Source organism: Streptomyces sp. NPDC055140, assembly GCF_053607285.1.
In genome coordinates this window covers 23,751-49,639 of sequence record NZ_JBSGTG010000010.1, presented here as the reverse complement: position 1 = coordinate 49,639, position 25,889 = coordinate 23,751, and the positions used below count along the sequence as shown (strand labels likewise).

Below are 25,889 nucleotides of genomic sequence, written 5' to 3'. Positions count from 1 at the left end.
GGGGAGTACACCACCTGCCCGGGAGGTTCCGTGCCGCAAAACCATCCGAAGCGTTTCGCGCGCCCCGTCGAGAGCATCGAACCACCGCGCAGCGTCGAGGTGGTGATCGGCGTTGCGTTGGTAACCCTCTTGGTGCTGATCCTCGGTGCCCTGTCCGATTCCCCGGTGTGGCTTCTCGGGCTCCTTGTATTCCTGCCGGCGGCGGCGTCCGCGCTGTGCACCGTGCGCCAGACGAAGTTCGTGGCTGCGTGGATCGCGCTCGTGGTCGTGGTCGTGGTGCTGCTCCGGCACGGCGACGGGCGGTCGTGGCTCGACAGGAGCCTCATGATGCTGCTCACCCTCGCCCTGGGCGCGGCCTCCGTCTATGCCTGCCACCGTCGTATCCGCCGCGAGGACGAGATGCTGCGGCTGCGCTCCACCGCCGCGGCGATGCAGCGTCACATCCTGCGCCCGCTGCCTCTGCTCACCGACGACGTCCTGGTCGACGGCGCGTACGAGCCCGTCCAGGAGGACCGGCTGGTCGGCGGCGACATCTACGACGTCGTCGAGTCTCCCTGGGGAACCCGGGTTCTGATCGGCGATGTCCAGGGCAAGGGCCTGCCCGCGGTCGGTGCCGCGTTCGCGGTCATCGGCGCATTCCGGGAGGCGGCCCATCGGGAGCCGACCCTGACCGCGCTCGTCGACGCCCTCGATGCCTCTGTCGTACGGCACAACTCCTACGCCGCACGGACCGGCGACGACGAACGGTTCGTCACCGCGCTCATCCTCAACGTCGACGCGCACGACGAGGTACAAGTCATCAACTGCGGACACATCGCGCCCCACTTGCTGCACAACGCCACCATCAGCACGCCGGCCCTCGACTCCGGCGTTCCCCTCGGTCTCGCCGAACTCGCCACCGAACCGGTGACCGTCGACTGGTTCACCTTCCCGGCCGGGGCGACACTGTTGCTGACCACCGACGGGCTCACCGAGACCCGCGGCGCCGACGGCACGTTCTACCCCGTCGCCGAACGCCTCACCGAGCGGGTGTCCCTCTCCCCCACCGACCTGCCACACGCCCTCTACGACGACGCGAGCGCGTTCGCCGGGGAGCGAGGTCAGCACGACGACGTCGCGATCCTGTGCGTCCGGCGGTCGCCTTTCCGTTGAGTACGTGGCGCCAGGCATCACGCGATCGCACATCACGTCCGCCGGGAGTTCTCCGTACGGGGCGAAGGCGCCTGACCAGGTTGTGCCCGTCAGACGCCGCACTGCCGTACGTCCTCAGGGCTGTCCCAGGCCGGCCGCGAATTCCGCGAACCAGGCGAGCATGTCGGGCCGGGTCACAGCCCCTTCCGCGCTGACCTCGCTGACGCGGGCCCCTTGGAGGATGCGCTTGACGGGGACCTCCAGCTTCTTGCCCGTGAGGGTGCGGGGCACGGCCTCGATGGGGACGACGTCGTCGGGGACGTGCCGGGGTGACAGGCTGTGCCTGATCGCGCCGACGATCTCGGCACGCAGTGCGTCGTCGAACCGCTCGCCGTCCGCGGGCACGACGAACAGCGGCATGTAGTAGCGGCCGTCCGCCAGTTCGGCGCCGATGACGAGGCTGTCCGCGATCCGCGGGAGCCGTTCGACGACGGCGTAGAGGTCGGCGGACCCCATGCGCACGCCCATGCGGTTGAGCGTGGAGTCGGAGCGGCCGGCCACGACGACGGACAGGTCGGGGTTCATGGTGACCCAGTCGCCGTGCCGCCACACGCCGGGGTAGACGTCGAAGTAGCTGCTCCTGTAGCGCGCGTTGTCGGGGTCGCCGACGAAGCGGAGCGGCATCGACGGCAGAGGTGCCGTGACCACGAGTTCGCCCTGCTCCCCCACGAGCGGCTGCCCCGTGGCGTCCCAGGAGGCGAGGGCGACGCCCAGGGACGGGCCGGAGATCCGGCCCGTGCGCACCGACAGCAGCGGGGAGTCGCCGGCGAGCACCGAGCAGATGTCGGTGCCGCCGCAGATCGACTGGAGCCGGGCCTTCGGGGCGAGCCGGTCGTGGACCCAGTGCCAGGTGCTGTCGGGCATCGCCGAGCCGGTCTGCAGGATGGTCCGCAGCGCGCCGAGGTCCGTGGCGGTGGCCGGGTGGGCGCCCGCCTTCTCCGCGGCGATCAGGTAGGCGGCGCCGACGCCGACCGTCGTGGCGCGGGTGCGTTCCGCGATCTGCCAGAGGCCGTTGACGTCGGGGTGGGTGGGGCTGCCGTCGTAGAGGACGAGCGTGCTGCCGTGGAGGAGGCCGGCGACCATGAAGTTCCACACCATCCAGCTGGTGGAGGTGTGGAAGAGGTAGCGGTCGTCGGCTCGCAGGTCCACGCCGAGCCCGAGCGCCTTGAGCAGCTCGACGACGATGCCGCCGTGGCCGTGAACGATTCCCTTCGGGACGCCGGTGGTGCCCGATGACCAGAGGATCCACAGCGGATGCTCGAACGGGACGTCGACGTAGTCGAGTTGGGCCTCGCGGTTGGTCATGCCGGACCAGTCGTGCTGCGTCACGTCCGGCCGCTGTGACCATGCCGGTCCGGCGGCGGACGCGTTCAGGCGGTCGACGGCGACGAGGTGGCGGACCGTGGGCAGACCGTCCAGGATCTCGGCGATGTGCGGGCGCCGGTCGTACTTCTTACCGCCGTGGCGGTAGCCGTCCGCGGCCACCAGGACCGTCGGCCGGGCCTGGCGCAGTCTGGCGAGGACGCTGGGCGTGCCGAATTCGGGTGCGCAGACGGTCCAGGTCGCGCCGACGGCGGCGGTGGCCAGGAGGGCGACCACGGCTTGCGGGATGTTCGGCAGGTACCCGGCGACGCAGTCACCGGGGCCCACCCCCATGTCTCGCAGGGCCGCGGCCGTGCCCGCCACTTCCCTGGTGAGCCGGTCCCAGGAGATCTCCACGGGGTCGCTGGTCTCGGACACGGCGATGAGCGCGGGGCGTTCGTCGGTGGCGTGGGCGAGGCACTGCTGCGCGAAGTTGAGGCGTGCTCCGGTGAACCAGGTCGCGCCGGGCATCCTCGCGTCGGCCAGCACCTCGTCGTAGTCGCTGACCGTGTCCAGGCCGTAGAACTCCCACACGGCCGACCAGAAGCCGGGCAGGTCGTCGGTGCTCCACCGCCACAGCTCGGCGTAGTCGGTGAACGAGAGTCCGCGCTCCTGTGCCAACCAGGCCAGGAACTCGGTGATGTTGGAGTGCCGAGTGCTCATGCCGACACCTTTGGGTCCGGCGTCGTACGGCAGCCGAGGGCCTGGAGGAATTCCAGCGCGCGGGGCCACTCGCCGTAGCCGGAGGCGGGGTTGAGGTGGCCGACGGGGCCGAGGTCGACCAGGCGGCTGCCCCACGCGTCGGCCAGTGCGGTGACCCGGTCGAAGCGGGCCAGCGGGTCGTTCGTACTCGCCGCGACCACACTGGGGAACGGCAGCGTGGCGCTCGGCGTCGGCAGCCAGCCGTTGTCGCGCAGGGTCTGCGGTGCGGGATGGCCCTCCGGCAGCGGGGTTTCGAAGTCGGGCGGCGTCGCGAGGAGGGCGCCGCGCACCGGATGGGTGTGCCGGGCCGCCCAGTGGACGGTGGTGTGCACGCCGGCGCTGTGCGCGACGAGCACGACCGGTCCCTCGATACCGGACACCACGTCGTTCAGAGCGGTGACCTGAGCGTCGCAGCTCAGCCTGAGGTCCGTCAGGGGCGGCACGGTCAGAGAACCGGGGAGGCGGGCGGCGAGAGCCGTCTGCCAGTGGTCGGGGACGTGGTCGCGCAGGCCGGGCACGAGCACGACCGTGGGCGCGGGAAGGGGGTTCATGCGGAGATCTCCGTCTTTTCGAGGGCCGGGGCCGATGCCGAGATGAGGCCCTTGTCGTAATGGCGTCTGCCGAGGGCGAACGCCAGGCACGCCACGATGGCGACGAGCGGGACCAGGCGGAGTGCGCCGTCGAGGCCCATGCGGTCGGCCAGCATGCCGGTGACCGCGGGGCCGGGCGCCAGGCCCAGCAGACTGTTGGCGAGGGTGAGTGTCGCCATGGCCGTCGCCGCGACGGCGGCCGGTGTCAGGCTCGCCACCATGGCGGCGGCAGGGCCCGCCGTGGCGTTGGAAAGCAGCGTCCCGGCGCCCACGAGGAGGAGTTGCGGTACTCCGGGCGGGAGTTGGAACCCGCCGGTGAGCAGGGCCAGCGAGCCGAAGCTGCACACGATGGCGACGGTCCACTTGACGTGGGAGTTGCTGCGGCCGAGCCGGTCGCTGACGATGCCGCCGCCGATCATGCCGATCCCGGTGATCAGCGCGAAGCCTCCGGCGGCGAGTCCGGCCTTGCCGGGCGGCAGGCCGTAGTAGCGGTCGAGGAAGCTGGGCATCCAGGCCAGCAGTGCCATCGCGATGAACATCTGCAGGCCGCTGCCGACGTAGGCGCACAGCACGGACACCGACGAGAACAGCCTGGGCAGCAGCGCTCGTACCGGGCCTCCCGTACCCGGTGCGGGGCCGGTGCCGTAGCGAGCCGGCGCCAGTCTCCGCTCCGTCACGACGACGCCGTAGACCGCGGCCAGGACCAGCCCGAACAGGCCCATGATGCCGAACGTCCAGCGCCAGCCCAGGTGTTGGGCCACCACACCGCCGATCGACACACCGAGTACGGAGCCGAAGGCGCCGCCCGCGATGAAGGCGCCCGACAGCGTGGCCCGCAGGCCCACCGGGAACACGCTCAGCACCACCGCGATGCCCACGCTCCCGTACGCCGCCTCGCCGACGCCCACCATGAAACGGCCCAGGAACATCTGGCCGTAGCTCGCGGAGACAGCACAGCCCAGGGTGGCCAGGCTCCACACCACCGCCGCGAGGACCAGGCTCCTGACCCGGCCCCAGCGGTCCGCGAGCAACGACAGCGGAAAGGTCAGCAAGCCGACCATCAGGGCGACGATGCCGCTCAGCGCTCCCAACTGGGTGTCGGAGAGCAGCCATTCGGCCTTCAGCAGCGGGAACACCGCGTTCAGGACCTGCCGCGACATGTAGTCGGACAGCAAGAGCCCGAAGCTGAGGGCGAACACCAACCACGCGTAGCGACGCGTCATCGGCTCAGCAGGGCCTGTCACCGGCGATCCCGGCGCGCTCCATCTTGCGGATGGCGGGCCAGTAGTCCTGGACCGCGTAGTGCTGGGTGGAGCGGTTGTCCCAGAGGGCGACGCTGTTCGGGGTCCAGCGCCAGCGGACCTGGTACTCGGGGACGGCCGCCTGGCTCGTGAGGTAGTTGAGCAGGTGGCTCGCGCCGGGGGCGTGGTCCTGGCCGAACCGCACGTTCTCGGGGGTGTGGTGGTTGACGAAGTGGGTGGTGAAGGAGTTGACGAAGAGGATCTTCTCGCCGGTCTCGGGGTGGGTGCGCACGACCGGGTGCTCGGCGTCCGGGTAGCGGGCCCTGAGCTGGTGGCGCTGTTCCATCGACATGACCGCGCCGAAGCTCGCCTCGATGCTGTGCCGGGCGCGCAGGCCGTCGATCTGGGTGCGGATGTGCTCGGGGAGCCTGCGGTACGCCTCGGCCATGTTGACCCAGATCGTGTCGCCGCCGACCTCGGGCGTCTCGACGCAGCGGAGCAGGGCGCCCATGGGCGGGCGGTCGCGCCAGGTCGCGTCGCAGTGCAGGGCGTTCTCGTAGTGCTCGGGCTTGCTGTCCAGGTCCTTGTAGATGCGGACGAGGCCGGGGTGGTCGGGGTCGCTGCCGAGGACCGGGTGGTCCTCCAGCGGGCCGAGGCGGGAGGCGAACCCGACGTGCTCGGCGCGGCTCATGTCCTGGTCGCGCAGGAACAGCACCTTGTGGCGGAGCAGGAGTTCCTTGATCTGGGCGAAGAGCGCGTCGTCATGGACGGCGTCGCTGAGCTGGACGCCGTGCAGTTCGGCGCCGATGGTGCAGGTCAGCGGTTCGACCTGGATCCGGGTGCGGGCAGCGGTCCGGGGCATGGGTGCTCTCCTGGGGTACGGGGGACGGGTGACTCAGGGGATGAGGATGGACGAGCCCGTCGTGCGGCCCGCTTCCAGCGTGCGGTGCGCGGTCACGGCGTCCTCGAGGGCGAAGCGCTGGTCGACGCGGATCCCGATGCGGCCGGCGGCGACGTGGCCGAACAGTTCTCCGGCGAGGTCGTCCCGTTCGGCGGGGTCGGCGATGTAGTCGGCCAGCGCCGGACGGGTCACGAACAGCGATCCGTGCTGGACGAGTTTCATCGCGTCCAGCGGCGGCACTCCGGACGAGGTGCCGAAGCAGACCAGCAGGCCGCGGCGGCGCAGCGAGGCCATGGACCCGGCGACCGTGTCCTTGCCGACGCTGTCGAGGACGAGCGGGACACCGGCCCCGTCGGTCAGCTGCCGCACGCGCTCGGCGACGTTCTCCTGCCGGTACAGGATGGTGTGGTCGCAGCCGTGGGCACGGGCGAGTGCGGCCTTCTCCTCGGTGGAGACTGTGCCGATGACGGTGAGGCCGAGCAGCTTCGCCCACTGGGAGACGATCAGTCCCACGCCGCCCGCGGCGGCGTGCAGCAGGATCGTGTCGCCGGGCTTCAGCGGGTGGATGCGGCGCAGCAGGTACGAGGCGGTGAGGCCGCGCATGGTCATGGCGGCCGCGGTCTCGAAGTCGATGCCGTCGGGGAGCCGGATCAGGGAGTCGGCGGGCATGACCCGCTCGGAGCTGTACGCGCCGAGCGGGCTGCCGGTGTACGTGACACGGTCGCCCTCGGCGACGTGGGTGACACCCTGGCCGACGGCCTCGACGACACCGGCGGCCTCGACGCCGATTCCCGCGGGCAGCGGCGCCGGGTACAGGCCGGTGCGGAAATAGGTGTCGGCGAAGTTGAGGCCGACGGCCTCGTGCCGGACCCGGACCTCGCCTGGGCCGGGGGCGCCGACGGTCACCTGTTCGCGGCGCAGGACCTCGGGGCCGCCGGTCTCGTGGAAGCGGATGGCGTATGCCACGGAAATGCTCTCTTCGTTCGGGTTGTTCGGCGTGCTGTCCTGGGGGGCTTGCTGTGTTTGTTGGGCGTGCTGTGCTTGTTCGGCTTGCTGTGCTTGTTCGTCGACGATCGGCCGACGTCAGCCGGTGGTGCCGCCGAGCATGAAGCCGCGCTGCCCGGGACGCCGGTTGGGCACCATGCCGAGTGCGGCCAGGGTCTGGTCGGTGCCGGAGTAGTACTCGCCGATGTGGTAGATCTCCTTGGCCTCCGCGCCGTTCGCGACGTCGCGGCCGAGGGTGTCGGCGATGCTGACCATCTGCTCGACCTGCTTCACGGAACTCATGCGCTCGCCCTTGCGGGCCCACAGGTTGTCCTCGTTGCCCACGCGGACGTGGACGCCGAGGGCGATGCCGATGGCGTTCATGGGGGCGACGGCGCGCATCGAGGACTCGATGGTGAGGACGGCACCGTCGGGAACACGGCGGACGAACTCGATCAGGTCGGCCGGGTGGCGCCCGGAGAACCCGCCGCCGATGGCCACGTAGTTGAGGACCAGGGGGCCGGTGTACACGCCGCTGCGGATGAGACGCTCGACGGTCTCCAGCTGGGCCAGGGTGGCGAGCTGGAAGTGCGGCTGGATGCCGTTCGCGTGCAGGCGCTTGAGGTGTTCGAGGTAGAAGTCGGGACCCGCCTCGACGACCATGTCCCGGTACGCCGCGTAGTAGTCGGGCTTGGCGATGGAGGTCCCGGCGAGGTCGTCGTCGGACATGATCTCGACGATGTTCATCTGGCTGGTGTTGATGGCGATCGTCACCTGGTCGGGCCGCGGGTCGAGTTCGGCCAGCAGGTGGCGGGTGTCGTAGCTGAGCCACTTCGCCTCGGAGCCCTCGTCCTCGGGGGCGAACGAGATGGATCCGCCGATCTGCAGGACCATGTCCGGGACGGCCTCGCGCAGCCGGCCGATGAGTTCGTTGAACTTGGACATGCGCTTCGAGCCGTGCCCGTCCAGTTCACGCACGTGGATGTGGAGGACGGTGGCACCGGCGTTGTAGCAGTCCACGGCGGCCTGGACGTGCTCGTCCATGGTGAGGGGCAGGTCGTCGGCGTCGCCGGGGAGCCACTCGGGGCCGTAGGGGGCGACCTGGATCACCAGCTTCTGCTGGTTCTCGGGCAGCAGGGAGTCATCGAGGAAGTGCATCGTCATCTCCTGGTACGCGGACGCGCCGGGGGCGGGCCTTCGTGGGCACAGCGACCCGACTCGTGGCTGGGGCAAGGGTCTTGATCGACGGAGCCGAAGTGGCCCTTGCGGTACGGCCACGTTAAGAGCGGGTTACGCGCGGCGCTTTACCGCAGGTGACAGGAGACTTGTCAGTTGGGGACGGGGCCGGGGGCGGACCGCTGGGCGCGCCACTCGCGGGCGCTGCTGCCGAACTGATCCCGGAACCAGCGGGAGAAGGCGCTGGGCGCGGAGAAGCCGAGGAGTCCGGCGATCTCCGTGAGGGAACGGCTCGGATTCGCCACGAGCTGCTCGGCAAGCTGCTTGCGCGTGGCGTTGACGAGCGAGGAGAAGGTCTCGCCCGATGTGGCGAGGTGCCGGTGGACGGTCCTGCGGTCGACACCGAGGCTGCCGGCGACCTGTTCGATGGAGCAGCGCCCCGTCGGCAGCAGGACCTCGATCAGCTCGCGCACCCGGTCGAGCTCGGTGGTGTCCTCGGAGACCGCGATCGAGTCGAAGTACTGCCGGGCGTAGCCGCGCAGCAGGGGATCCGACATCGTATTGGGGGTGTCGAGTTCGGTCGCGTAGAAAACGATGCCGTTGAATTCCTGGTCGAATTCCACGACGGGACCGAAGAAGCGCCGGTGCGCGGCGATGTCGTGGGGTGCCCCGTGGGAGAAGCACACGGACAGTGGCTGCCAGCGGGCGCCGAGGAACACCCGGAGAAATCCGTGCAGCACGCCGACGGCCAGCTCGACGGATTGCCGGGCCTCACGCACCTCGCCGAGCGCGAGGCTCACCTTCACCGTGGCGAGCCCGTTCGCCTCCGTGAGCCGGCTGCGCAGCATCTCGTTGTACATACGCTCTTGGCGCACCAGGAGCCGGACGGCGCTGCGCGTGTCCGGTTCCTCGCGCAGGACGAGGCTGATCGGGCCGAGGTTGGAGAAACGGCGCCGCTCCGCGAGGAGCAGACCGAAGTCCTCGCGCCGCGCTGCCGCCGCCGACAGTTCGAGCAGCTCTGCGACGGCCGCGCCAGGAATCCAGCGGTCCTGGACGGCGAGTCCGACGGGGTCGAGGCCCACCTGCTTCATGAGGGCACGGGGGTCGATACCCAGGGACTGACTGAGCTCGACGTAGCTGCTCAGGGCTGCGTTGCGGACCAGCGGTTTCATCGGCGCGCTCCAGGGCTGTGTCCCAGATTGATAAGTCATCTGTCCCGTGGGGTCAAGCGATGCGCGGGGTCGTGACTTAGCGTGGCACCACCGCGTAGGCCGCACGGAATTCCGATGGGAGACACCTTGGCAAAGTATAGGCCCCGCGAAAAGGGGGCGGTATCACGAAGAAGAGACCGCGAAAGAGTCGGTGAATCCGTGTCCCAGTAATTACCTCTCATGGAATTCCCCGGCGGAGAAAGGATGAATGTGGTGCGTGGGAAATTCCCAGAACTCCCCCGCCGCCCCTGCACCGGTCCGGCCGTGTGGCGGGGCAGGGATCTCTCGGCCTCCCCGGCCTGGGCGCTGCACCTGTCACCGGCGCGGCTCGACGAACTGGACGCGGCCCTGCGGACGGTGCGCGCCCGGGGCACCCCTCTGCTGAAGGTGACCGCCGACCACTTCCCGCTGCCGACCCTGGCAGGCGAGCTGCGGAGTGCGGCCGACGAGCTGGAGAACGGCCGGGGCTTCGTACTGGTACGAGGCATCCCGGTGGAGCGGTACAGCCAGGAGGCGGCCGCTGTCCTCCTGTGGGGTGTCGGACAGCACCTCGGGATCCCGGTGTCGCAGGACGCGACCGGTCACATGCTCGGGCATCTGCGGGACGGGCCCGACGCCCGGGCCGCGCTGTCGCCGCGCACCGAAGCCGCCGACGCGCTGGCGCTGCTGTGCCTGCGGGCGGCCGGCTCCAGGGGGCGTACAACACTCGCCAGCTCGGCGGCGGTGCACAATGCCGTACTGGCTCGCGGGCCCGAGCTTCTCGACGGCCTGAGCCGTACACACTTCCTCGACCGTCGCGGAGAACAGCTCCCGGGTGGGCTCCCCTGGCAGGCGGTGCCGCTCGCCCACCGGGACGGGGAGAGGCTCAGCCTGCGCTACGACCGCGGCCGCCTGGAGTCCGCGCAGCGGTATCCCGAGGTACCGCGCCTGAGTTCGGCCGAGCGGGAGCTCTTCGACCTCATGGACGAGACGACGTCCTCCCCGGAGCTGCGCCTCGACATCGACCTCGCGCCCGGCGACCTGCTGCTGCTCAACAACCACGCGGTCCTGCACGCCCGCACGCCGCACGAGGACGGACCGGATCACGAACGCCCGTGTCATCTGCTCCAGTTGTGGCTGACGCCGCATCAGCCACGCTCTCTGCCACCTGAGTTCTGGGGCGATGAGCAGTCCTCGACCGGCGGCCGCGGCGGGGTCGCGCCGCGCGACGTGATCACCCCGCACCCCCCGACGAAAGGGAAGCCACATGTCCGACCTCTGCGCACTCCTGGCGCGATCCGCCCGGTCCCACACTGACCGGACCGCTGTCCGTCAGGGCGACCGCGTCCTCACGTACGGGGAACTCGACGACCTGACCGCCCGGTTCGCGACATTGCTGCGGGCCAGGGGCGTGCGGGCGGGCGACCGCGTGGCGATGGTCCTGCCCAACGTCCTGCACTTTCCCGTCGTGTACTACGGCATCCTGCGCGCGGGCGGCGTCGTCGTCCCGATGAATCCGCTGCTGAAGGCGGGCGAGATCGCATTTGTGCTGCACGACTGTGCCACCCGGTTCCTGGTGGCCTCGCCGTCCTCCGCCGACGAGGCCGTTCCGGCGGCGGCGACGGCCGGCGTGGAGTACCTGGTCGCGGACCCGGCGGCCCTCGACGCGCAGCTGCGCCTGGCCCCGCCGATGACCGGAGCGGCCGGGAACGCCGACGACGACACCGCGGTGATCCTTTACACGTCCGGCACGACGGGGACGCCCAAGGGAGCTGAACTGACGCACCGCAACCTGGTGAGCAACGCGCTGACGGCGGCCCGGACGCTGCTGTGCGTGGGGCCGGACGACGTCCTGTTCGGCGGGCTCCCGCTGTTCCACGCCTTCGGGCAGACCTGCGCCCTGAACACCGCGATCACGGCGGGCGCCTGTCTGACCCTCCTGCCTCGCTTCGACGCGGCCACAGCACTGGAGATACTGCGCCGCGACGAGGTGACCGTCTTCCTCGGCGTGCCCACGATGTACACCGCGCTGCTCCAGAGCGGCGTCGGGCCGGCCCTACCGCGGCTGCGGCTGGGGGTCTCGGGCGGCTCCGCACTCCCCGTGGAACTGCTGCACGCCGCCGAGCGGGAGCTGGGGATCACGGTGCTGGAGGGCTACGGCCTGTCGGAGACGTCGCCGGTGGCCTGCTTCAACCCGCCGGACCGGCCCCGCAAGCCGGGCTCCATCGGGCTTCCCGTCCGAGGGGTCGAGTTGCGCCTGGTTGCGGAGGGCGGCCGTGTGGTCGGCCCCGGCGAGGTGGGCGAGCTGGCGATCCGGGGCGAGAACGTCATGAAGGGGTACTGGAACCGACCGGACGCCACCGCGCGGGCGTTCCAGGAGGGCTGGTTCCACAGCGGTGATCTCGCCCGCGTCGACGACGACGGCTACTACTTCATCGTCGACCGCAAGAAGGACCTCGTCATTCGCGGCGGCTACAACGTCTATCCGCGCGAGATCGAGGAGGTCCTGTACCGGCACCCGGACGTCGCGGAAGCCGCGGTGATCGGTGTGCCCGACCCGGCGCGCGGCGAGGAGGTGGCCGCCGTGGTGGTTCTCCGGCCCGGCGCCCGCATCACGACGGACGAGTTGCGCGACTACGTACGACGGCGGGTGGCAGCCTACAAGTACCCGCGGATCGTGAGATTCGTCGACGAGCTCCCCAAGGGGGCGACCGGCAAGATCCTGAAGCGGGACATCGCGCTCGCCCCGCCGGAGCCTTCGGGAACCTGACCCGACGACGCTCGCAGATCCGAACGGGTGTTCCCGACGGCATTGAATGCGGCCGTTCGTACGATCACCGTATGCAGCTTCGGTACGCCTTCCGCGTGCACCCGGAGCCTGGTCAACGCAGCGCGCTGGTACGGGCGTTCGGGTGTGCCCGCGTCGTGTTCAACGACGCGGTGCGCGCCCGTGAGGAGGCCCGCGCCGCAGGGGAACCCTTCCCGACTGCGGCCACCCTGTCCCAGCAGCTGATCACCCGGGCGAAGAACCGCCCCGAGCGCTCCTGGCTCGCCGAGGTCTCCTCGGTCGTCCTGCAGCAAGCCCTGCGGGACGCGGAGGCCGCCTACCGCAACTTCTTCGCCTCTCTCAACGGGGAGCGCAAAGGCCGGAAGGTGGGTACGCCGCGGTTCAGGTCGCGAAAGGACCAGCGGCAGTCGATCCGGTTCACCGCGAACGCCCGCTGGAAGATCACCGGGGGTGGGCGGCTGTCACTGCCGAAGATCGGCGAGATCAAGGTGAAGTGGTCGCGGGCGCTTCCTGCCGTGCCGTCGAGTGTGACGGTGATCAGGGACGCGGCCGGCCGGTACTTCGCTTCCTTCGTCATCGACACCGACCCCGACACCGACCGGACCCGCTGGAACGATCCCGCCCCCGACAGTGCGATCGGTATCGACCTGGGACTCACCCACTTCGCGGTCCTCTCCGACGGAACGAAGGTAGACTCCCCGCGGTTCCTGCGCCGGGCCGAGAAGAAGCTGAAGAAGACCCAGCGGGAGCTGTCGCGTAAGCGGAAGGGCTCGAAGAACCGGGCCAAGGCCCGCCTGAAGGTCGCCCGCGCCCACGCTCAAGTGGCCGATGCGCGCAAGGAGTTCCACCACCAACTCTCCACACAGTTGATCCGCGAGAATCAAGCGGTCCGCGGTGGAGGATCTGGCGGTCTGTGAGCTCGCGCGCACCAGGCTGGCCAAGAGCGTGCACGATGCAGGCTGGTCGCAGTTCGTGGCCATGCTCGAATACAAGGCCAAGCGATACGGGCGGACCTTCATCAAGATCGGCCGGTTCGAGCCCACCAGCCAGGTGTGCTCGGCCTGCGGACACCGGGACGGGCCCAAGCCGCTCGACGTGAGGGAGTGGACCTGCCCGGCCTGCGGCACCCATCACGACCGGGATGTCAACGCCGCCAAGAATGTGAAAGCGGCCGCCGGACTGACGGCATCGGCCTGCGGAGCGCCGGTAAGACCAGAACCCGTTCTGGCACAGCGCGAAGAAACAGGAAGTCACGGAATCCCGCCCCAAGCACGCGCCGCGTAGCGGCACAGCAACGAGCGGGACGGCCAGAATCTCCCTCCTTCAGGACTCCGTTGGGGAATCCGTAAACCGGTGATGACGAGTGTGCCGGGCTGCCATGATCGGCCTGTTCGCCGATCGAGGGTGGGGCTGGATGTCGCTGGAGTCGCGGGCCGATCGCGGAGTGCCGGAGCTGACTGCGCGGGTGGTGCGGGCTTCGTTCCCGAAGGGGACGCTTGCGGTCCGTGTTCGTGAGGCGCTCGGTCCGCTGTTCGAGGACGAGTCGTTCGCCGAGGCGTTCCCCGGACGGGGGCGACCGGCGGTCTCGCCCGGGGCATTGGCGCTGGTGTCGGTGCTGCAGTATGCCGAGGGGCTCACCGACCGGCAGGCCGCTGACCAGGTCCGCGCCCGGATGGACTGGAAGTTCCTCCTCGGTCTTGAGCTGGACGACCCGGGGTTCGACTTCTCCGTCCTTTGCAACTTCCGTGCCCGGCTGATCGAGCACGGTCTGGAGGAGAAGGTCCTGGACCTGGTCCTTGAGCGAATCTCCGGACTCGGGCTGCTGCGTGCGGGGGGCCGTCAGCGGACCGACTCCACGCATGTGCTCGCGGCGGTGCGGACGTTGAACCGGATGGAGTTCGTGGGCGAGAGCCTGCGGGCTGCCCTGGAAGCCCTGTCAGTGGCGGCCCCGCAGTGGCTGTCCGCCCTGGTCACCGCAGACTGGGTCAGACGATACGGCGCCCGGATCGACTCCTACCGCTTCCCCAAGGGGGAGAACGTGCGCCAGGAGTGGGCCGAACAGGTAGGCCGTGACGGCTTCACGATCCTTGAGGCTGCCTTCGCTCCCGGCTCTCCGGGCTGGCTGCGGGAGATCCCCGCCGTCCAGGTCCTGCGCCGGGCTTGGGTTGAGCAGTACCACCGCGATGGCGAGGGGGTGCGCTGGCGGGAGGGCAAAGACCTCCCGCCAGGCAGACGCCGGCTCTGTTCGCCCTACGACCCCGACGCCCGCTACAGCGTCAAGCGGGGCTCGGGCTGGTGCGGCTACAAGACCCACCTGTCCGAGACCTGCGAGCCGGACGCCCCGCACCTGATCACCCAGGTGATCACCACGGACGCGACGGTCGCCGACACCGAGGTCACCGAGACCCTCCATCAGGGCCTGGCTGCAAGGGAGTTACTGCCTGCCGAGCACGACGTCGATGCCGGCTACGTCACCGCCGCACACATAGTCGCAGCCCAGGACCGGTACGGAATCGAGCTGCTGGGGCCGGTCGGGCTGGACACACACCACGAGAACCATCAGGGCGAACATTTTGCGCAGAGCACGTTCACCGTCGACTGGCAGGCCCGCACAGTCACCTGTCCCCAGGGGAAGACCAGCGCCAGCTGGTCTTCCCAGCGCAAGAGCTGCGGAACTGCCCTCGCACGGGTGCACTTCACAGCCCAGGACTGCGGCAGTTGCCCCGTGCATGAGAAGTGCACCAAGGCGGCGAACGGCAAGTGGGGCCGCAGCCTGACCCTGCTCCCCCAAGACCAGCAGGAGGCGCTGGAAACCCGGCGCCGTGAGCAGCTGACCGACCAATGGCAGCAGCGTTACAACATCCGCGCCGGCGTGGAGGGCACGATCTCCCAGGCCGTCCGCCGCACCCAGATCCGCCGCACCCGCTTCACCGGCCTGCCCAAGACCCACCTCGGACACATCTTCGCCGCCACCGCGATCAACATCATCCGGCTCGACGCCTGGCTCACCGAAACACCCCTCGGCCCAACCCGCACCTCACACCTGGCCCGGCTCGGCCTCGCCGCATAAACACCGCCCATGCGGCCGTTTCACGGATTTCCCAACGGAGTCCTTCAGGAGGGAGTACGAGCCAAGCGCAGATGTACCGCCTCCAGGCCGACCAGTACGAACACGACCGCCCCGCTCAACTCCCGGGCCCCACACGGCCACCTGCGTCCGAGCCCGCGTGACCTCAACGGTCGCCTGACGACGTTCGTCCCGGGAACGACCGATGGACCGCCGACCCACCAGGCGTCGGCGGCGGATGGAGCTGACACGCAACCCGTCCGACGCTCCCGAAATTCGCTGCGGGGTCAGCGGCTCACGGCGGTCTCGCGGTCGATGCGCGACAGCTTCTCGGGGTTGCGCACGGCGTAGAGACCGGTGATGAGGCCGTTGTCGATGTGCACCGCGATGACGGAGTCGATGTCGCTGCCCCGCCGGAGAACGAGCGCCGGGTAGCCATTGACCTGTGCCGGCTGGAGCGATGTCGCGGCGTCGATCCTGCCCAGCGCCTGGGCCACCTTGTCGGCGCCCAGGACGGGCGCGAGCGCGGCCTGCACGACTCCCCCACCGTCGGTCAGCAGGACGACGTCCGGGGCGATCAGGTCGAGCAGACGCTGCAGATCGCCCGTCTCGATCGCCTGCTGGAACGCCGCGAGCGCGCCGCGGGTCTCGGCCGGGGAGATCACCTCGCGCGGCCGGCGCGCCGCCACATGGGCCCGGGCGCGGTGCGCGATCTGGCGTACCGCGGCCGGGCTCTTCTCGACGGCTTCCGCAATCTCGTCGTATCCGAGATCGAACACCTCGCGCAGCACGAACACCGCGCGTTCGGTCGGCGCGAGCGTCTCCAGTACGAGCAGCATCGCCATCGAGACGCTGTCGGCCAGCTCGACGTCGTCCGCCACATCCGGCGCAGTCAGCAGCGGCTCGGGCAGCCAGGGCCCGACGTACGACTCCTTGCGCCGGCGCAGCGTACGCAGCCGGGTCAGCGCCTGGCGCGTGGTGATCCTGACCAGGTAGGCGCGATGCTCCCGCACCGTTTCGAGGTCGACGTCCGCCCAGCGCAGCCACGTCTCCTGAAGGGCGTCCTCCGCGTCGGCGGCCGAGCCGAGCATCTCGTAGGCGACGGTGAACAGCAGATTGCGATGGGCGACGAACGCCTCGGTTGCGGTGTCCGTGCGCCCGTCTCCGGCATGGTCGTCGGCGTGGCCGCCGCGAGCGTGGTCATCGGCCGTGTCGGTGGTTCGCTCGGTGCGCTCGCTCATTGCAGGCTCCTGCCTGTTCTCTTTGGACCGTGTCACGCACAAGACGCCGCCCCTCCCCGTCTTGTGACACCCGAGTTGGGTGGTCTACGTCACATCGCCGTGCTGTCACAGGATTCGGGCGGGCGGCATCTCGTGTTCGTCAGGCAGCCGAGCGAACGATGCGCACGGCACGCGATTCACCCATGAGGAGACTTGGTCATGGACCTCCGTATGAACCTGTTCGGCAACGAGATCGGCACCAAGATCGGCAAGCGGATGTACGCCGTCAGCCAGGTGATCCAGGAGTCGCCGCTGCCGAAGACCACCCAGGAGCTGGTGCAGCTGCGCGCCAGCCAGATCAACGGCTGCGGTTTCTGCGTCGACATCCACGGCAAGGACGCAGCGTCCGGCGGCGAGACCGCGACACGCCTGAACCTGGTGGCTGCTTGGCGCCACTCCACGGTGTTCACCGAGTCCGAGCGGGCCGCCCTGGCGCTCGCCGAGGAGGGCACGCGGATCGCCGACAACGGTCATGGCGTGTCCGACGAGACGTGGGCCCAGGTGCGCAAGCACTACGACGACGACCAGGCCATCGCGCTGGTCTCCCTGATCGCCATGATCAACGCGACCAACCGGCTCGGCGTGATCCTGAACAACCAGGGCGGCTCCTACGAGCCCGGCAACCTCGCCACCATCGCGAACTGATCACCACGTGCATCCGGGCCGGCCCGGGATCCCTCGACCCGGGCCGGCAACAGCGCCTGCCCCTCAAGTGCCCCTGACGACCCTGACGAGGCGCTTCGGCTCAGCCGGCCGGACGGACCAGTTGCCGGTCGTGCCACTTGCTGAGCAGCAGCAGCGAGACCGTGGCGCCGATCAGTGCGCAGAACATGTCCCATTGGGTGTCCCACACATCGCCCTGGGTGGCGAGGAAGGCGTCCGCCGCGTGCCCACCGATGACCGCCGCCGCCCACTCGAACATCTCGAAGACCGCGCTGAACGCCAGACACGCGCAGACCGTGAGCGGCGCCAGCCATCGGCTGCCGCGCAGCGGAGACGTCCGGACCAGCAACTCCCGTACCAGGACGGCCGGTACGAAGCCCTGCATCAGGTGCCCGAACCGGTCGTACGGGTTCCGGGACAGCCCCAGTCCGTCCTTCACCCACTCACCCAACGGCACCTGGGCGTACGTGTAGTGCCCGCCCAGCGCGAGCACCAGCGCGTGCGCCGCGAGCAGACAGCACAGCAGCCCCGACAGCGGGAACCGCCGCCGGGCCAGGACGGCCAGCGGCAGTCCGATCAGCACCCACACCACTTCCAGCAACCAGGTCGTCCGGTCGTGAGGTGCCCAGGCGGAGACGGCGAGCCCCACGACCACGACGGCGACGCAGACACGGGGCAGCACGGGGGACGGGGCCGCGATCGCGGCCGGAGTGTTCGCCGCCCGGCGACGAGCAGCTGCGATCAGGGACATCGGGGCGCTCCTTCTTCTCGGTCACCTCATCGTGGCGGCCCGGAGGCCGGGTGACCTGAGTACGGCTACTCAAACAGGAGCGGACGGGCGGCGGTCGTGATCACGTCTGCGGGGACAGAGCCGCAAGGTAATCGGACAGGGCCGCCGCCGTGTCGGCGAGGGGGGAGCGGGCGCCGAGGTATCCGTCGGGGCGTACGACGAAGCCGGTCGGGCCGTCGGGGCGGTAGAGCCGGGCGAACTCCCCGGCGGCGTCGCGGGCGAGGACGGCGACGGTCTCCGGTCCGTCGGTCATCAGCGGTTCCCCCGCAGCCCTGATGGTCTCGGCGGCCTCGGCCAGGCCGGCGGCGTCGGTCCCGTACAGGAGCACGACGTGCGCCGTGCGGCCGCGCAGGATGTCGAGCAGGCGCAGGGGGTATGCGCCCAGGGGCTCGGCCAGCCCGGTGCAGTCCGGGGCGGGGTCGCCGGGTTGGGGCGCGTCGGCGGGGCCGTGCGGGTTCCGGGCGAGCGGTCCGTCCCGGTAGCCGATGAACAGTTGGGCCTCGCGGAGCAGGATGGACTGCGGGGCGTCGCGGTCGGCTTCGATACCCTTCGTGGCGTGCCGCACGGTCCGGCCGACGACCTCCTCGCCGACCGGGCGGCGCTCGGCGTCGTAGCTGGTGAGCAGGGCGGGTCCGGCCTCGCCCCGGACGATAAGGGCGAGCTTCCAGGCCAGGTTGCAGGCGTCCTGGATGCCGGTGTTCATTCCCTGGGCACCGGTGGGCGGGTGGATGTGGGCGGCGTCGCCCGCGACGAAGACGCGTCCGTCGGCGTAGCGGTCGACGAGACGGCAGCGCACCCCGTGCCGCCGGAGCTCCGCGGCCGCGCTCAGCCCGACCGGGCCGGCGCCCACGATCAGTACGTCGGTTGCTCGGGTGTGCTCCACGGGTACCTCCCAGTACCTGGCCCCCGCAACCGGCCCCGTCCTCCATCGTCGCCCGCCGTCGCGGGGGGGGGCGAGCCGGCTCCCGCCCCCTGGCTGCACTCCCCCGCCCGCACCGCGATCCACCGCTGTCCACGTGCTGGGCGGTCAGGTGGCGGATCTTGGTCGTCGGCCATCGATTCAGCAGGTCAGAGCGGTGCGACCGGAGCCGTCAGGTGGCGCAATGCTGCCGCAACACCATCGGAGCCGCGGCGCCGGTACGTTCCCTGCCATGCCAGCCGAACGTATCCCCGCCTCGCTTCCGGTCGCCGCCGCGCGCCGTCGGCGGCTGCGTGCGGACCAGGCCCGGCAGCTCGCGGATCTGCTGCGCCACCAGATCCTGTCGGGCGGATTCCCGCGCGGCGTCCTCCCTTTGGAGGACGTCATCGCCGCCGACTACCGGGCCAGCCGCAACACCGTCCGGCAGGCCCTCGACCTGTTGCGCGGCGAGCAGCTCGTCGAGCGGAAGGCCGGCGTCGGCACCGTCGTGGTCTGCGAGAAGTACCCGCACGGCCTCGACCGGCTGCAAGGCCTGGCCGAGACCCTGCACGAGCACGGCCGGGTCACCAACGAGGTCCGGACCGTCGGGCCGGTCAGCGCGCCCGGCCCGGTGGCGCACCGGCTCGGTCTGCCCGACCACACCGACGTGCTCTGTATCGAGCGGCTGCGGCGCCTCGACGGACTGCCACTGTCCCTGGACCTGTCGTATCTGCCCATGGATGTGGGCGGTGACCTGCTCGGCTGCGATCTGGAGAACACGGACGTGTTCCGGCTCCTGGAGACGCTGACCGGCGGCCCGCTGGGGCATGCCGAGATCACCCTCGAAGCCGTGAACGCCGACGCGCACTCCGCCGCGGTCCTCGAGGCACCGCGCGGGAGCGCCGTTCTGATGCTGGAGCGGCTCACTCATCTGCCCGACGGGCGGCCCGTGGACCTGGAGTTCATCCGCTTCCGCGGCGACCGCATCACCATGAGCGGCGTCCTTCCGCGCCACTCCGTCTGACCCACCCCACGTTCCTCCTACCACCCTCCCTGGAGACAGCCATGCCCGTTGTCCCGCAGCGCGCCGACGTACCCGTGACGATCGACGAGTCACGGTGTATCGACGGCTGCACGCTCTGCGTAGACATGTGTCCGCTCGACTCGCTCGCGATCCGCGAGGACAACGGCAAGGCGTACATGCACGTCGACGAGTGCTGGTACTGCGGCCCGTGCGCGGCCCGGTGCCCCACCGGCGCGGTCACCGTCAACATGCCCTATCTGCTCCGGTGAAAGGCCCAACCACCGTGCTGGACAAACCCGTTGTCACGATCGCCCGGCTTCTGCCGCTCACCCTGCTGCTCCCGCTGGCCACGGCGTGCGGTGGCACCGCCGGGGCCGAGGACTCCAAGACCGTCACGGTGACCGTCGGATACCAGTCGAAGACCATCAACACCGTCACCGCCGGAACACTGCTGCGCTCCCTCGGCTACTTCGAGGACGAACTCGCGGCCCGCGGCAAGAAGGACGGCAAGACCTACAAGGTGAGGTGGCAGGACTACGCGACCGGCGCCCCCATCACCGCCCAGATGACCGCCGGGAAGATCGACATCGGGTCGATGGGTGACTTCCCGCTGCTGATCAACGCGGCCCGGGGCAAGCAGCTGGGGCAGCCGACGCGGCTCGTCTCGGTCACCGGCTACAACCTGCGCGGCGGCCTCAACACCGTGGTCACCACGCCCGGTTCGCACCTGAGGTCACTGGCCGACCTGCGCGGCAGGAAAGTGTCCACCAGCGTCGGCTCGGCCGCCGACGGCACCCTGGTGCGGGCCCTGAAGAAGGCCGGGATCGACCCGGAGAAGGGCATCAGCAAGCTCAACCAGCAGCCCAGCGTGGGCGCGTCCGCCCTGACCGGGGGCAGCGTCGACGCACTGTCCCAATTCGTCGCCTGGCCGGGCCAGTTGGCGTACGAGGGCAAGGCGAAGGCCTTGTACGACGGGGCCGACCTGAATCTGCCGACGTTCCACGGAGTCACCGTCCGGGAGAAGTTCGCCGAGGAGCGCGGCGGGGTCCTCGACGACTTCCTCCAGGCTCAGCGGCGGGCCACCGACTACCTCCGAAAGAAGCCGGTGGCCGCTGCCGAGTCGGTGGCCAAGGAGACCGGGCTGCCCGCCGAAGCGGTCTACCTCTACAACGGCGCCCACGGCATCGCCACCTTCGACCCGGCGCTGCGACCGGAGTTGATCGCCGCGCTGAAGAAGGACGTACCGATCCTCAAAGCGGCCAAGCTGGTGGGCGACGTCGACGTGGACTCCTTCGTCGACCCTGAGCCGCTCAAGCGGGCCACGCACACACCCGCGTATCCGAAGGCGGGCGCCGCCAAGTCCGAGCTGTGGCTGAAGGGTCAGGACACCACCCGCACCTTCGACAGTCCGAAGCAGCTCCTCAAGGCGCTGAAGGGAGCTGAGGTCCGGGCCGCGTACGTGCCCGACGCGCTGACCGGCACCCTATGGTTCGCGGACCGCGCGGTGTGGGTCGCGGACGGCTCCGACCTGCGCGCCTTCGTCACCCCGAGCCATGCGAAGACGTACGTCGAACGCCACGCCGGCGCCCGGGTCGTCGGTTACGCGGACGCCGTCGGGCTCGCGTCATGAGCGCGGGCCGCTGGCTGGTCCGGGCGGCATCGCTCGCCGCGGCCCTCGGGCTCTGGCAGCTGCTGACCTCTCTGGACGTCGAACTCTGGCTGCGGTTCGGGCAGTTCCCCACGGTCGGCGAGGTGGCGACGGCCTTCGGCGGCCGGCTCGGCACCGCCCCGTACTGGCAGGACCTCGGTTACAGCCTGCGCCGCATCGTGATCGGGTTCCTGCTGGCCTCGCTGCTCGGGGTGGCGGCGGGCACGGCGATCGCGCGGTCACGATGGGCCGCCGATCTGCTCGGCCCGCTGATGGAGGTGGCACGGCCGATCCCGGCGATCGCACTGGTCCCGGTCGCGATCCTGCTGCTGCCCAGCAACGAGCAGGGCATCGTGTTCATCACGTTCACCGCGGCGTTCTTCCCGGTGCTGGTGTCGACCCGGCACGCGGTGCGCGCGCTGACGCCGGTGTGGGAGGAGGCCGTGCTCACCATGGGCGGCGGCCGGCTGCGGGTGCTGTTCTCGGTGGTGCTGCCCGGGGCGCTGCCGGGCATCTTCGGCGGGCTCTCGGTGGGCATCGGCGTCGCGTGGATCTGCGTGATCTCGGCGGAGATGATCTCCGGTGAGTACGGGGTCGGCTACCGCACCTGGCAGGACTACACGGTGGTCGACTACCCCGGCGTCTTCGTCGGCATGGTCACCATCGGAGCCCTCGGCTGGCTCACGTCCACGGCGGTGGAGTTCCTCGGCCGCCGCGCCACCGCCTGGCTGCCGCGGCCGCGGCCGCCCGAGCGGGCGCCGTCCCGTGCCGTACACCGCGGCGCCGCTCCCCCGGCGGTTTCGTCCCCCGCCCCGGCCCTGGAGAAGGAGCCCGTCTCATGAGTCCCACGGGTACTGTTCCCCTCCGCCGTGGTGCCGAACTCGCCCTGGATGACGTGCGGCTCGGCCACCACGAAGGACAACCCCTGCCCGGCACCGTGCGTCTCCGGATCGCGCCGGGCGAACTCGTGGCCGTGCTCGGCCCGTCCGGCTGCGGCAAGTCCACGCTCCTTCGCACCCTCGCCGGGCTGCTGCCCCCGTTGGGCGGTCAGGTCACGCAGGACGGGGCGCCCATCGGCGGACCCGCCGCCGACCGGGCGCTGGTCTTCCAGGAGAACGCCCTGCTGCCGTGGCGCAGCGTCCGCACCAACGTCGAACTCCCCTTGGCGATAAGGAGGTTGGGACGGGAGGAGCGACGCGGTGTCGCCGACGCGTGGCTGGAGCGCGTCGGACTGGCCGAGCACGCCCGCAAGCTGCCGCGCCAGCTCTCCGGCGGGCAGCGGCAGCGCGTCCAGCTGGCCCGCGCCCTGGCCGGGCAGCCTCGCGCGGTCCTCATGGACGAGCCGTTCGGCGCGCTCGACCCGCACACCCGCACCGGCATGCAGGACCTGCTCGTGGACATCCTGCGCGGCACCGGCGCGACCGTCGTCTTCGTCACCCATGACGTGGACGAGGCGCTCCACCTCGGTGACCGGATCGTCCTGCTCTCCTCCGGCGAGGTCCTGGACGTCCCGCACCCCCGGCAGCGGGACGCACGCAACGCGCCCGCTACGACAGGCCTCCGCCGCCGCATCCTCACGTCCCTCTGACCACCCGCACCCCTGTGAAAGGCCCGCCCGTGGACACCCCCCTGGCCATCCCCGCCCTCTCCGACGCGACCGAACTCTCCTGCGACGTCCTCGTCATCGGCGGCGGCACCGCGGGCACCATGGCCGCCCTGACCGCCGCCGAACGCGGCGCGGACGTACTGCTCCTGGAGAAGGCACACGTACGGCACTCCGGCGCACTCGCCATGGGGATGGACGGCGTGAACAACGCGGTCATCCCGGGCCGGGCCGAACCGGACGACTACGTCGCGGAGATCACCCGCGCCAACGACGGCATCGTCGACCAGTCCACCGTCCGCCAGACGGCGACCCGAGGCTTCGCGATGGTCAAGCGCCTGGAGTCGTACGGCGTGAAGTTCGAGAAGGACGAACACGGCGAGTACGCGGTCCGCCAGGTGCACCGCTCCGGTTCGTACGTGCTGCCGATGCCGGAGGGGAAGGACGTCAAGAAGGTCCTCTACCGGCAGTTGCGGCGCCGCGAGATGCGCGAGCGGATCCGCATCGAGAACCGGGTGATGCCGGTACGGGTGCTCACCGTGGACGGCCGTGCCGTGGGTGCGGCCGGATTCAACACCCGTACAGGCGAGTTCGTCACCGTACGGGCGGGCGCGGTGATCCTGGCCACCGGGGCGTGCGGCCGCCTCGGCCTGCCCGCGTCCGGCTATCTCTACGGGACGTACGAGAACCCGACGAACGCGGGCGACGGCTATGCCATGGCGTACCACGCGGGCGCCGCGCTCACCGGGATCGAGTGCTTCCAGATCAACCCGCTGATCAAGGACTACAACGGCCCGGCGTGCGCGTACGTCGCGAACCCCTTCGGCGGCTACCAGGTGAACCGGCACGGCGAGCGGTTCGTGGAGTCGGACTACTGGTCGGGGCAGATGATGGCCGAGTTCGCGGCCGAACTCGCCTCCGACCGCGCCCCGGTGTACCTCAAGCTCAGCCATCTGCCGGAGGAGACCATCAACGCCGTCGAATCGATCCTGCACACTACGGAACGGCCCACGCGCGCCACCTTCCACGAGGGCCGCGGCCACGACTACCGCACCCATGACATCGAGATGCACATCTCGGAGATCGGTCTGTGCGGCGGCCACTCGGCGTCCGGCGTGCGGGTCGACGCGCACGCCCGCACCACCGTGCCCCGCCTGTACGCGGCCGGCGACCTGGCCTGCGTACCGCACAACTACATGATCGGCGCGTTCGTCTTCGGGGACCTGGCAGGTGCGGACGCGTCCCAATTCCGAGCTCACGAGGGCGAGTTGCCCGTGGAGCAGCTCGCCACCGCGCATGAGCTGATCTACCGGCCGCTGCGTCACCCCGACGGGCCTCCGCAGCCTCAAGTCGAGTACAAGCTGCGGCGGTTCGTGAACGACTACGTGGCGCCGCCGAAGGCCGGGGCGAAGCTGTCCCTGGCCGTGGAGGCCTTCGAGCGGATGACCGGCGAGATCGCCGGGATGGGGGCGCGCACCGCCCATGAGCTGATGCGGTGTGCGGAGGTGTCGTTCATCCGGGACTGCGCGGAGATGGCCGCGCGCGCCTCGCTGGCGAGGACCGAGTCGCGCTGGGGTCTGTATCACGAGCGGCTCGACCATCCCGAGCGCGACGACGCGGGGTGGCTGCACCATCTCGACCTGTACAAGTCCCCTTCGGGGGCTATGGAGTTCAGGGCTCGGCCGGTCGAACCGTATGTCGTTCCTGTGCCGGAGTTCGAGCCGGTGGTGACCGGGGCGGAGCGGGTGCTGGGCGAGGTCGCGCTGGTGCCGGTGGCGACGGCGGGGCAGCGGGACGCCGCTCCGGCCGCCCGCCCGGCCACGGCCGCTGCGCCGGCTCCCTCGCCCTCGGCGGCCCAGACCCCCGCGTCGAGCCCCGCCCTCCTCGCTCTCCTCTCCCTGGCCGAAGAGTCCCCCGACCTGGACACACTCTCCCCCTACCTTGATGACTCCGACCCGGCGGTGCGGACGGCCGCCGTCGCCGTCCTCGCCGAGACGGTGCCCGCCGGGACCGGTCCCGCGCTCGCCGAACGGCTGCGGGATGCCGCGCCCCAGGTCCGGGAGGCCGCCGCGGGCGCGCTGCGCGAACTGGTCGAAGTCCTGTCCCCGGAGCCCGAGTTGGGGCCAGGTCTGCGAACAGCCCTCGGTGTGGCGGACCCGGCGGTGCGGGGTGCCGCGCTCGACGTCCTGCGGGAACTGCGGCTCGGCGACGCCTCGGTGTACGCCGCCGCGCTCGCCGACAACGACATCGACGTACGTATCCAAGCCGTCCGGGCCCTGGTCTCGGTGGACGCGGCCGCTCAGCTTTCGGCGGCCACGGCAGACCCGGCCCGCGAGGTCAGAGTCGCGGTCGCCCGCGGTCTCGCGGCGGTGCGCGAACCGTCGCCGACCCCGCTCGACCCGCTCCTCGACGACTCCGACCCGCTGGTCAGGGCAGCCGCTCTCACCGCACTCGCCGATACGGGCTGCCCGCCCCGGTATGCCGAACGGGCCGTGGCCGCGCTCGGCGACCCCGCCTGGCAGGTTCGGGCCGGCGCCGCGACCGCCCTCCGAACAGCTCGGCCCACCGGCGCGGTTCCCGCCCTCGCCAAGGCATCCGCGGACCCCGACGCGGACGTCCGCAAGGCGGCCGTCCTGTCACTCCTCGCCCAGCGCGCCGACCCCGACGCCCGCGTGGCCCTCGCCACCGCGACCGCCGACCCCGATGCGGACGTCCGCGCCTACGCGTCCCGCGCCGCGACGTGACCGCCGTGCGTGCCTGACGGCCGACGTCACGCGATGACCGCGCGGGC

Annotated in this window: 21 protein-coding genes and 1 pseudogene; 12 read left to right on the top strand and 10 right to left on the bottom strand. The window is 70.6% G+C overall.

From position 1 onward, the window contains the following. The first annotated feature begins 30 nt into the window (after nt 1-30). On the top strand, nt 31-1,152 hold the full coding sequence (locus tag ACWFR4_RS20445) for a PP2C family protein-serine/threonine phosphatase (protein ID WP_453653765.1): 1,122 nt from the start codon (nt 31-33) through the stop codon (nt 1,150-1,152). Nucleotides 1,153-1,266: 114 nt separating this feature from the next. On the opposite strand, the gene ACWFR4_RS20440 is transcribed toward ACWFR4_RS20445, so the two are convergent. From ACWFR4_RS20440 to ACWFR4_RS20410, 7 genes are all read right to left on the bottom strand, one after another. Further along, nucleotides 1,267-3,216 (bottom strand): acetoacetate--CoA ligase, encoded by a 1,950-nt coding sequence (locus tag ACWFR4_RS20440; RefSeq protein WP_453459546.1) that lies wholly within the window; start codon nt 3,214-3,216, stop codon nt 1,267-1,269. Further along, nucleotides 3,213-3,806, bottom strand: a complete 594-nt coding sequence (locus ACWFR4_RS20435) for an RBBP9/YdeN family alpha/beta hydrolase (RefSeq protein WP_453459548.1) — start codon at nt 3,804-3,806, stop codon at nt 3,213-3,215. The genes ACWFR4_RS20440 and ACWFR4_RS20435 overlap by 4 nt, the downstream gene beginning before the upstream one ends. Then, a complete protein-coding gene (locus tag ACWFR4_RS20430) occupies nt 3,803-5,068 on the bottom strand; it encodes an MFS transporter (protein ID WP_453459551.1) in 1,266 nt (421 codons plus the stop codon). The genes ACWFR4_RS20435 and ACWFR4_RS20430 overlap by 4 nt, the downstream gene beginning before the upstream one ends. Nucleotides 5,069-5,072: 4 nt before the next feature. Next, entirely contained in the window at nt 5,073-5,948 is an 876-nt protein-coding gene (locus ACWFR4_RS20425; RefSeq protein ID WP_453459554.1) for a TauD/TfdA dioxygenase family protein, read from the bottom strand. A 33-nt stretch (nt 5,949-5,981) separates the two neighbouring features. Next, the gene (locus ACWFR4_RS20420) at nt 5,982-6,953 is read right to left on the bottom strand and encodes a quinone oxidoreductase family protein (protein WP_453459557.1); all 972 of its coding nucleotides are present in this window, start codon (nt 6,951-6,953) and stop codon (nt 5,982-5,984) included. A 117-nt stretch (nt 6,954-7,070) separates the two neighbouring features. Next, nucleotides 7,071-8,129 carry a BKACE family enzyme gene (locus tag ACWFR4_RS20415; RefSeq protein WP_372560835.1) on the bottom strand — a complete coding sequence of 353 codons (1,059 nt, stop codon included), beginning with the start codon at nt 8,127-8,129 and terminating at the stop codon, nt 7,071-7,073. 170 nt (nt 8,130-8,299) lie between these two features. Further along, nucleotides 8,300-9,319: an AraC family transcriptional regulator gene (locus ACWFR4_RS20410; protein WP_453459560.1), complete on the bottom strand. Its 1,020-nt coding sequence runs from the start codon at nt 9,317-9,319 to the stop codon at nt 8,300-8,302. A gap of 252 nt (nt 9,320-9,571) precedes the next feature. Here ACWFR4_RS20410 and ACWFR4_RS20405 point away from each other — a divergent pair, with 252 nt between their 5' ends. The 4 genes and pseudogenes from ACWFR4_RS20405 to ACWFR4_RS20390 all read left to right on the top strand — a co-directional run bounded on the left by ACWFR4_RS20405 (nt 9,572) and on the right by ACWFR4_RS20390 (nt 15,195). Continuing rightward, on the top strand, nt 9,572-10,654 hold the full coding sequence (locus tag ACWFR4_RS20405) for a TauD/TfdA family dioxygenase (protein ID WP_453459563.1): 1,083 nt from the start codon (nt 9,572-9,574) through the stop codon (nt 10,652-10,654). Further along, the gene (locus tag ACWFR4_RS20400) at nt 10,605-12,107 is read left to right on the top strand and encodes a long-chain-fatty-acid--CoA ligase (protein ID WP_453459566.1); all 1,503 of its coding nucleotides are present in this window, start codon (nt 10,605-10,607) and stop codon (nt 12,105-12,107) included. Before ACWFR4_RS20405 ends, ACWFR4_RS20400 begins: the two co-directional genes overlap by 50 nt. 71 nt (nt 12,108-12,178) lie before the next feature. Further along, nucleotides 12,179-13,409, top strand: a pseudogene (locus ACWFR4_RS20395) (RNA-guided endonuclease InsQ/TnpB family protein). A gap of 130 nt (nt 13,410-13,539) precedes the next feature. Further along, a complete protein-coding gene (locus ACWFR4_RS20390) occupies nt 13,540-15,195 on the top strand; it encodes an IS1182 family transposase (RefSeq protein ID WP_453653763.1) in 1,656 nt (551 codons plus the stop codon). 284 nt (nt 15,196-15,479) lie between these two features. Here the strand turns inward: ACWFR4_RS20390 and ACWFR4_RS20385 are convergent, their stop codons facing one another. After that, nucleotides 15,480-16,433, bottom strand: coding sequence for an RNA polymerase sigma-70 factor (locus ACWFR4_RS20385; protein ID WP_453459572.1), 954 nt, complete (start codon nt 16,431-16,433; stop codon nt 15,480-15,482). Between the two features lie 198 nt (nt 16,434-16,631). Between ACWFR4_RS20385 and ACWFR4_RS20380 the strand changes: the two genes are divergently transcribed. Then, on the top strand, nt 16,632-17,117 hold the full coding sequence (locus ACWFR4_RS20380) for a carboxymuconolactone decarboxylase family protein (protein ID WP_453653761.1): 486 nt from the start codon (nt 16,632-16,634) through the stop codon (nt 17,115-17,117). A 100-nt stretch (nt 17,118-17,217) separates the two neighbouring features. Here the strand turns inward: ACWFR4_RS20380 and ACWFR4_RS20375 are convergent, their stop codons facing one another. Together ACWFR4_RS20375 and ACWFR4_RS20370 are read right to left on the bottom strand one after the other, a co-directional pair. Beyond that, the gene (locus ACWFR4_RS20375; RefSeq protein ID WP_453459577.1) at nt 17,218-17,886 is read right to left on the bottom strand and encodes a DUF2238 domain-containing protein; all 669 of its coding nucleotides are present in this window, start codon (nt 17,884-17,886) and stop codon (nt 17,218-17,220) included. Nucleotides 17,887-17,986: 100 nt separating this feature from the next. Beyond that, nucleotides 17,987-18,907: an FAD-dependent monooxygenase gene (locus tag ACWFR4_RS20370; RefSeq protein ID WP_453653759.1), complete on the bottom strand. Its 921-nt coding sequence runs from the start codon at nt 18,905-18,907 to the stop codon at nt 17,987-17,989. 169 nt (nt 18,908-19,076) lie between these two features. Between ACWFR4_RS20370 and ACWFR4_RS20365 the strand changes: the two genes are divergently transcribed. The 6 genes from ACWFR4_RS20365 to ACWFR4_RS20340 are packed head-to-tail and all read left to right on the top strand — an operon-like array spanning nt 19,077 to nt 25,842. Beyond that, nucleotides 19,077-19,847, top strand: coding sequence for a GntR family transcriptional regulator (locus ACWFR4_RS20365; RefSeq protein ID WP_453459583.1), 771 nt, complete (start codon nt 19,077-19,079; stop codon nt 19,845-19,847). Between the two features lie 41 nt (nt 19,848-19,888). After that, complete coding sequence (locus ACWFR4_RS20360; protein ID WP_055563275.1) at nt 19,889-20,116, top strand: 4Fe-4S dicluster domain-containing protein; 228 nt, start codon at nt 19,889-19,891, stop codon at nt 20,114-20,116. 14 nt (nt 20,117-20,130) lie between these two features. Continuing rightward, the gene (locus ACWFR4_RS20355; protein WP_453459586.1) at nt 20,131-21,477 is read left to right on the top strand and encodes an ABC transporter substrate-binding protein; all 1,347 of its coding nucleotides are present in this window, start codon (nt 20,131-20,133) and stop codon (nt 21,475-21,477) included. Beyond that, entirely contained in the window at nt 21,474-22,337 is an 864-nt protein-coding gene (locus ACWFR4_RS20350) for an ABC transporter permease (RefSeq protein ID WP_453459589.1), read from the top strand. Before ACWFR4_RS20355 ends, ACWFR4_RS20350 begins: the two co-directional genes overlap by 4 nt. Then, nucleotides 22,334-23,083 (top strand): ABC transporter ATP-binding protein, encoded by a 750-nt coding sequence (locus ACWFR4_RS20345; protein WP_453459592.1) that lies wholly within the window; start codon nt 22,334-22,336, stop codon nt 23,081-23,083. The genes ACWFR4_RS20350 and ACWFR4_RS20345 overlap by 4 nt, the downstream gene beginning before the upstream one ends. A gap of 29 nt (nt 23,084-23,112) precedes the next feature. After that, on the top strand, nt 23,113-25,842 hold the full coding sequence (locus tag ACWFR4_RS20340) for a fumarate reductase/succinate dehydrogenase flavoprotein subunit (RefSeq protein ID WP_453653757.1): 2,730 nt from the start codon (nt 23,113-23,115) through the stop codon (nt 25,840-25,842). Nucleotides 25,843-25,889: the final 47 nt, after the last annotated feature.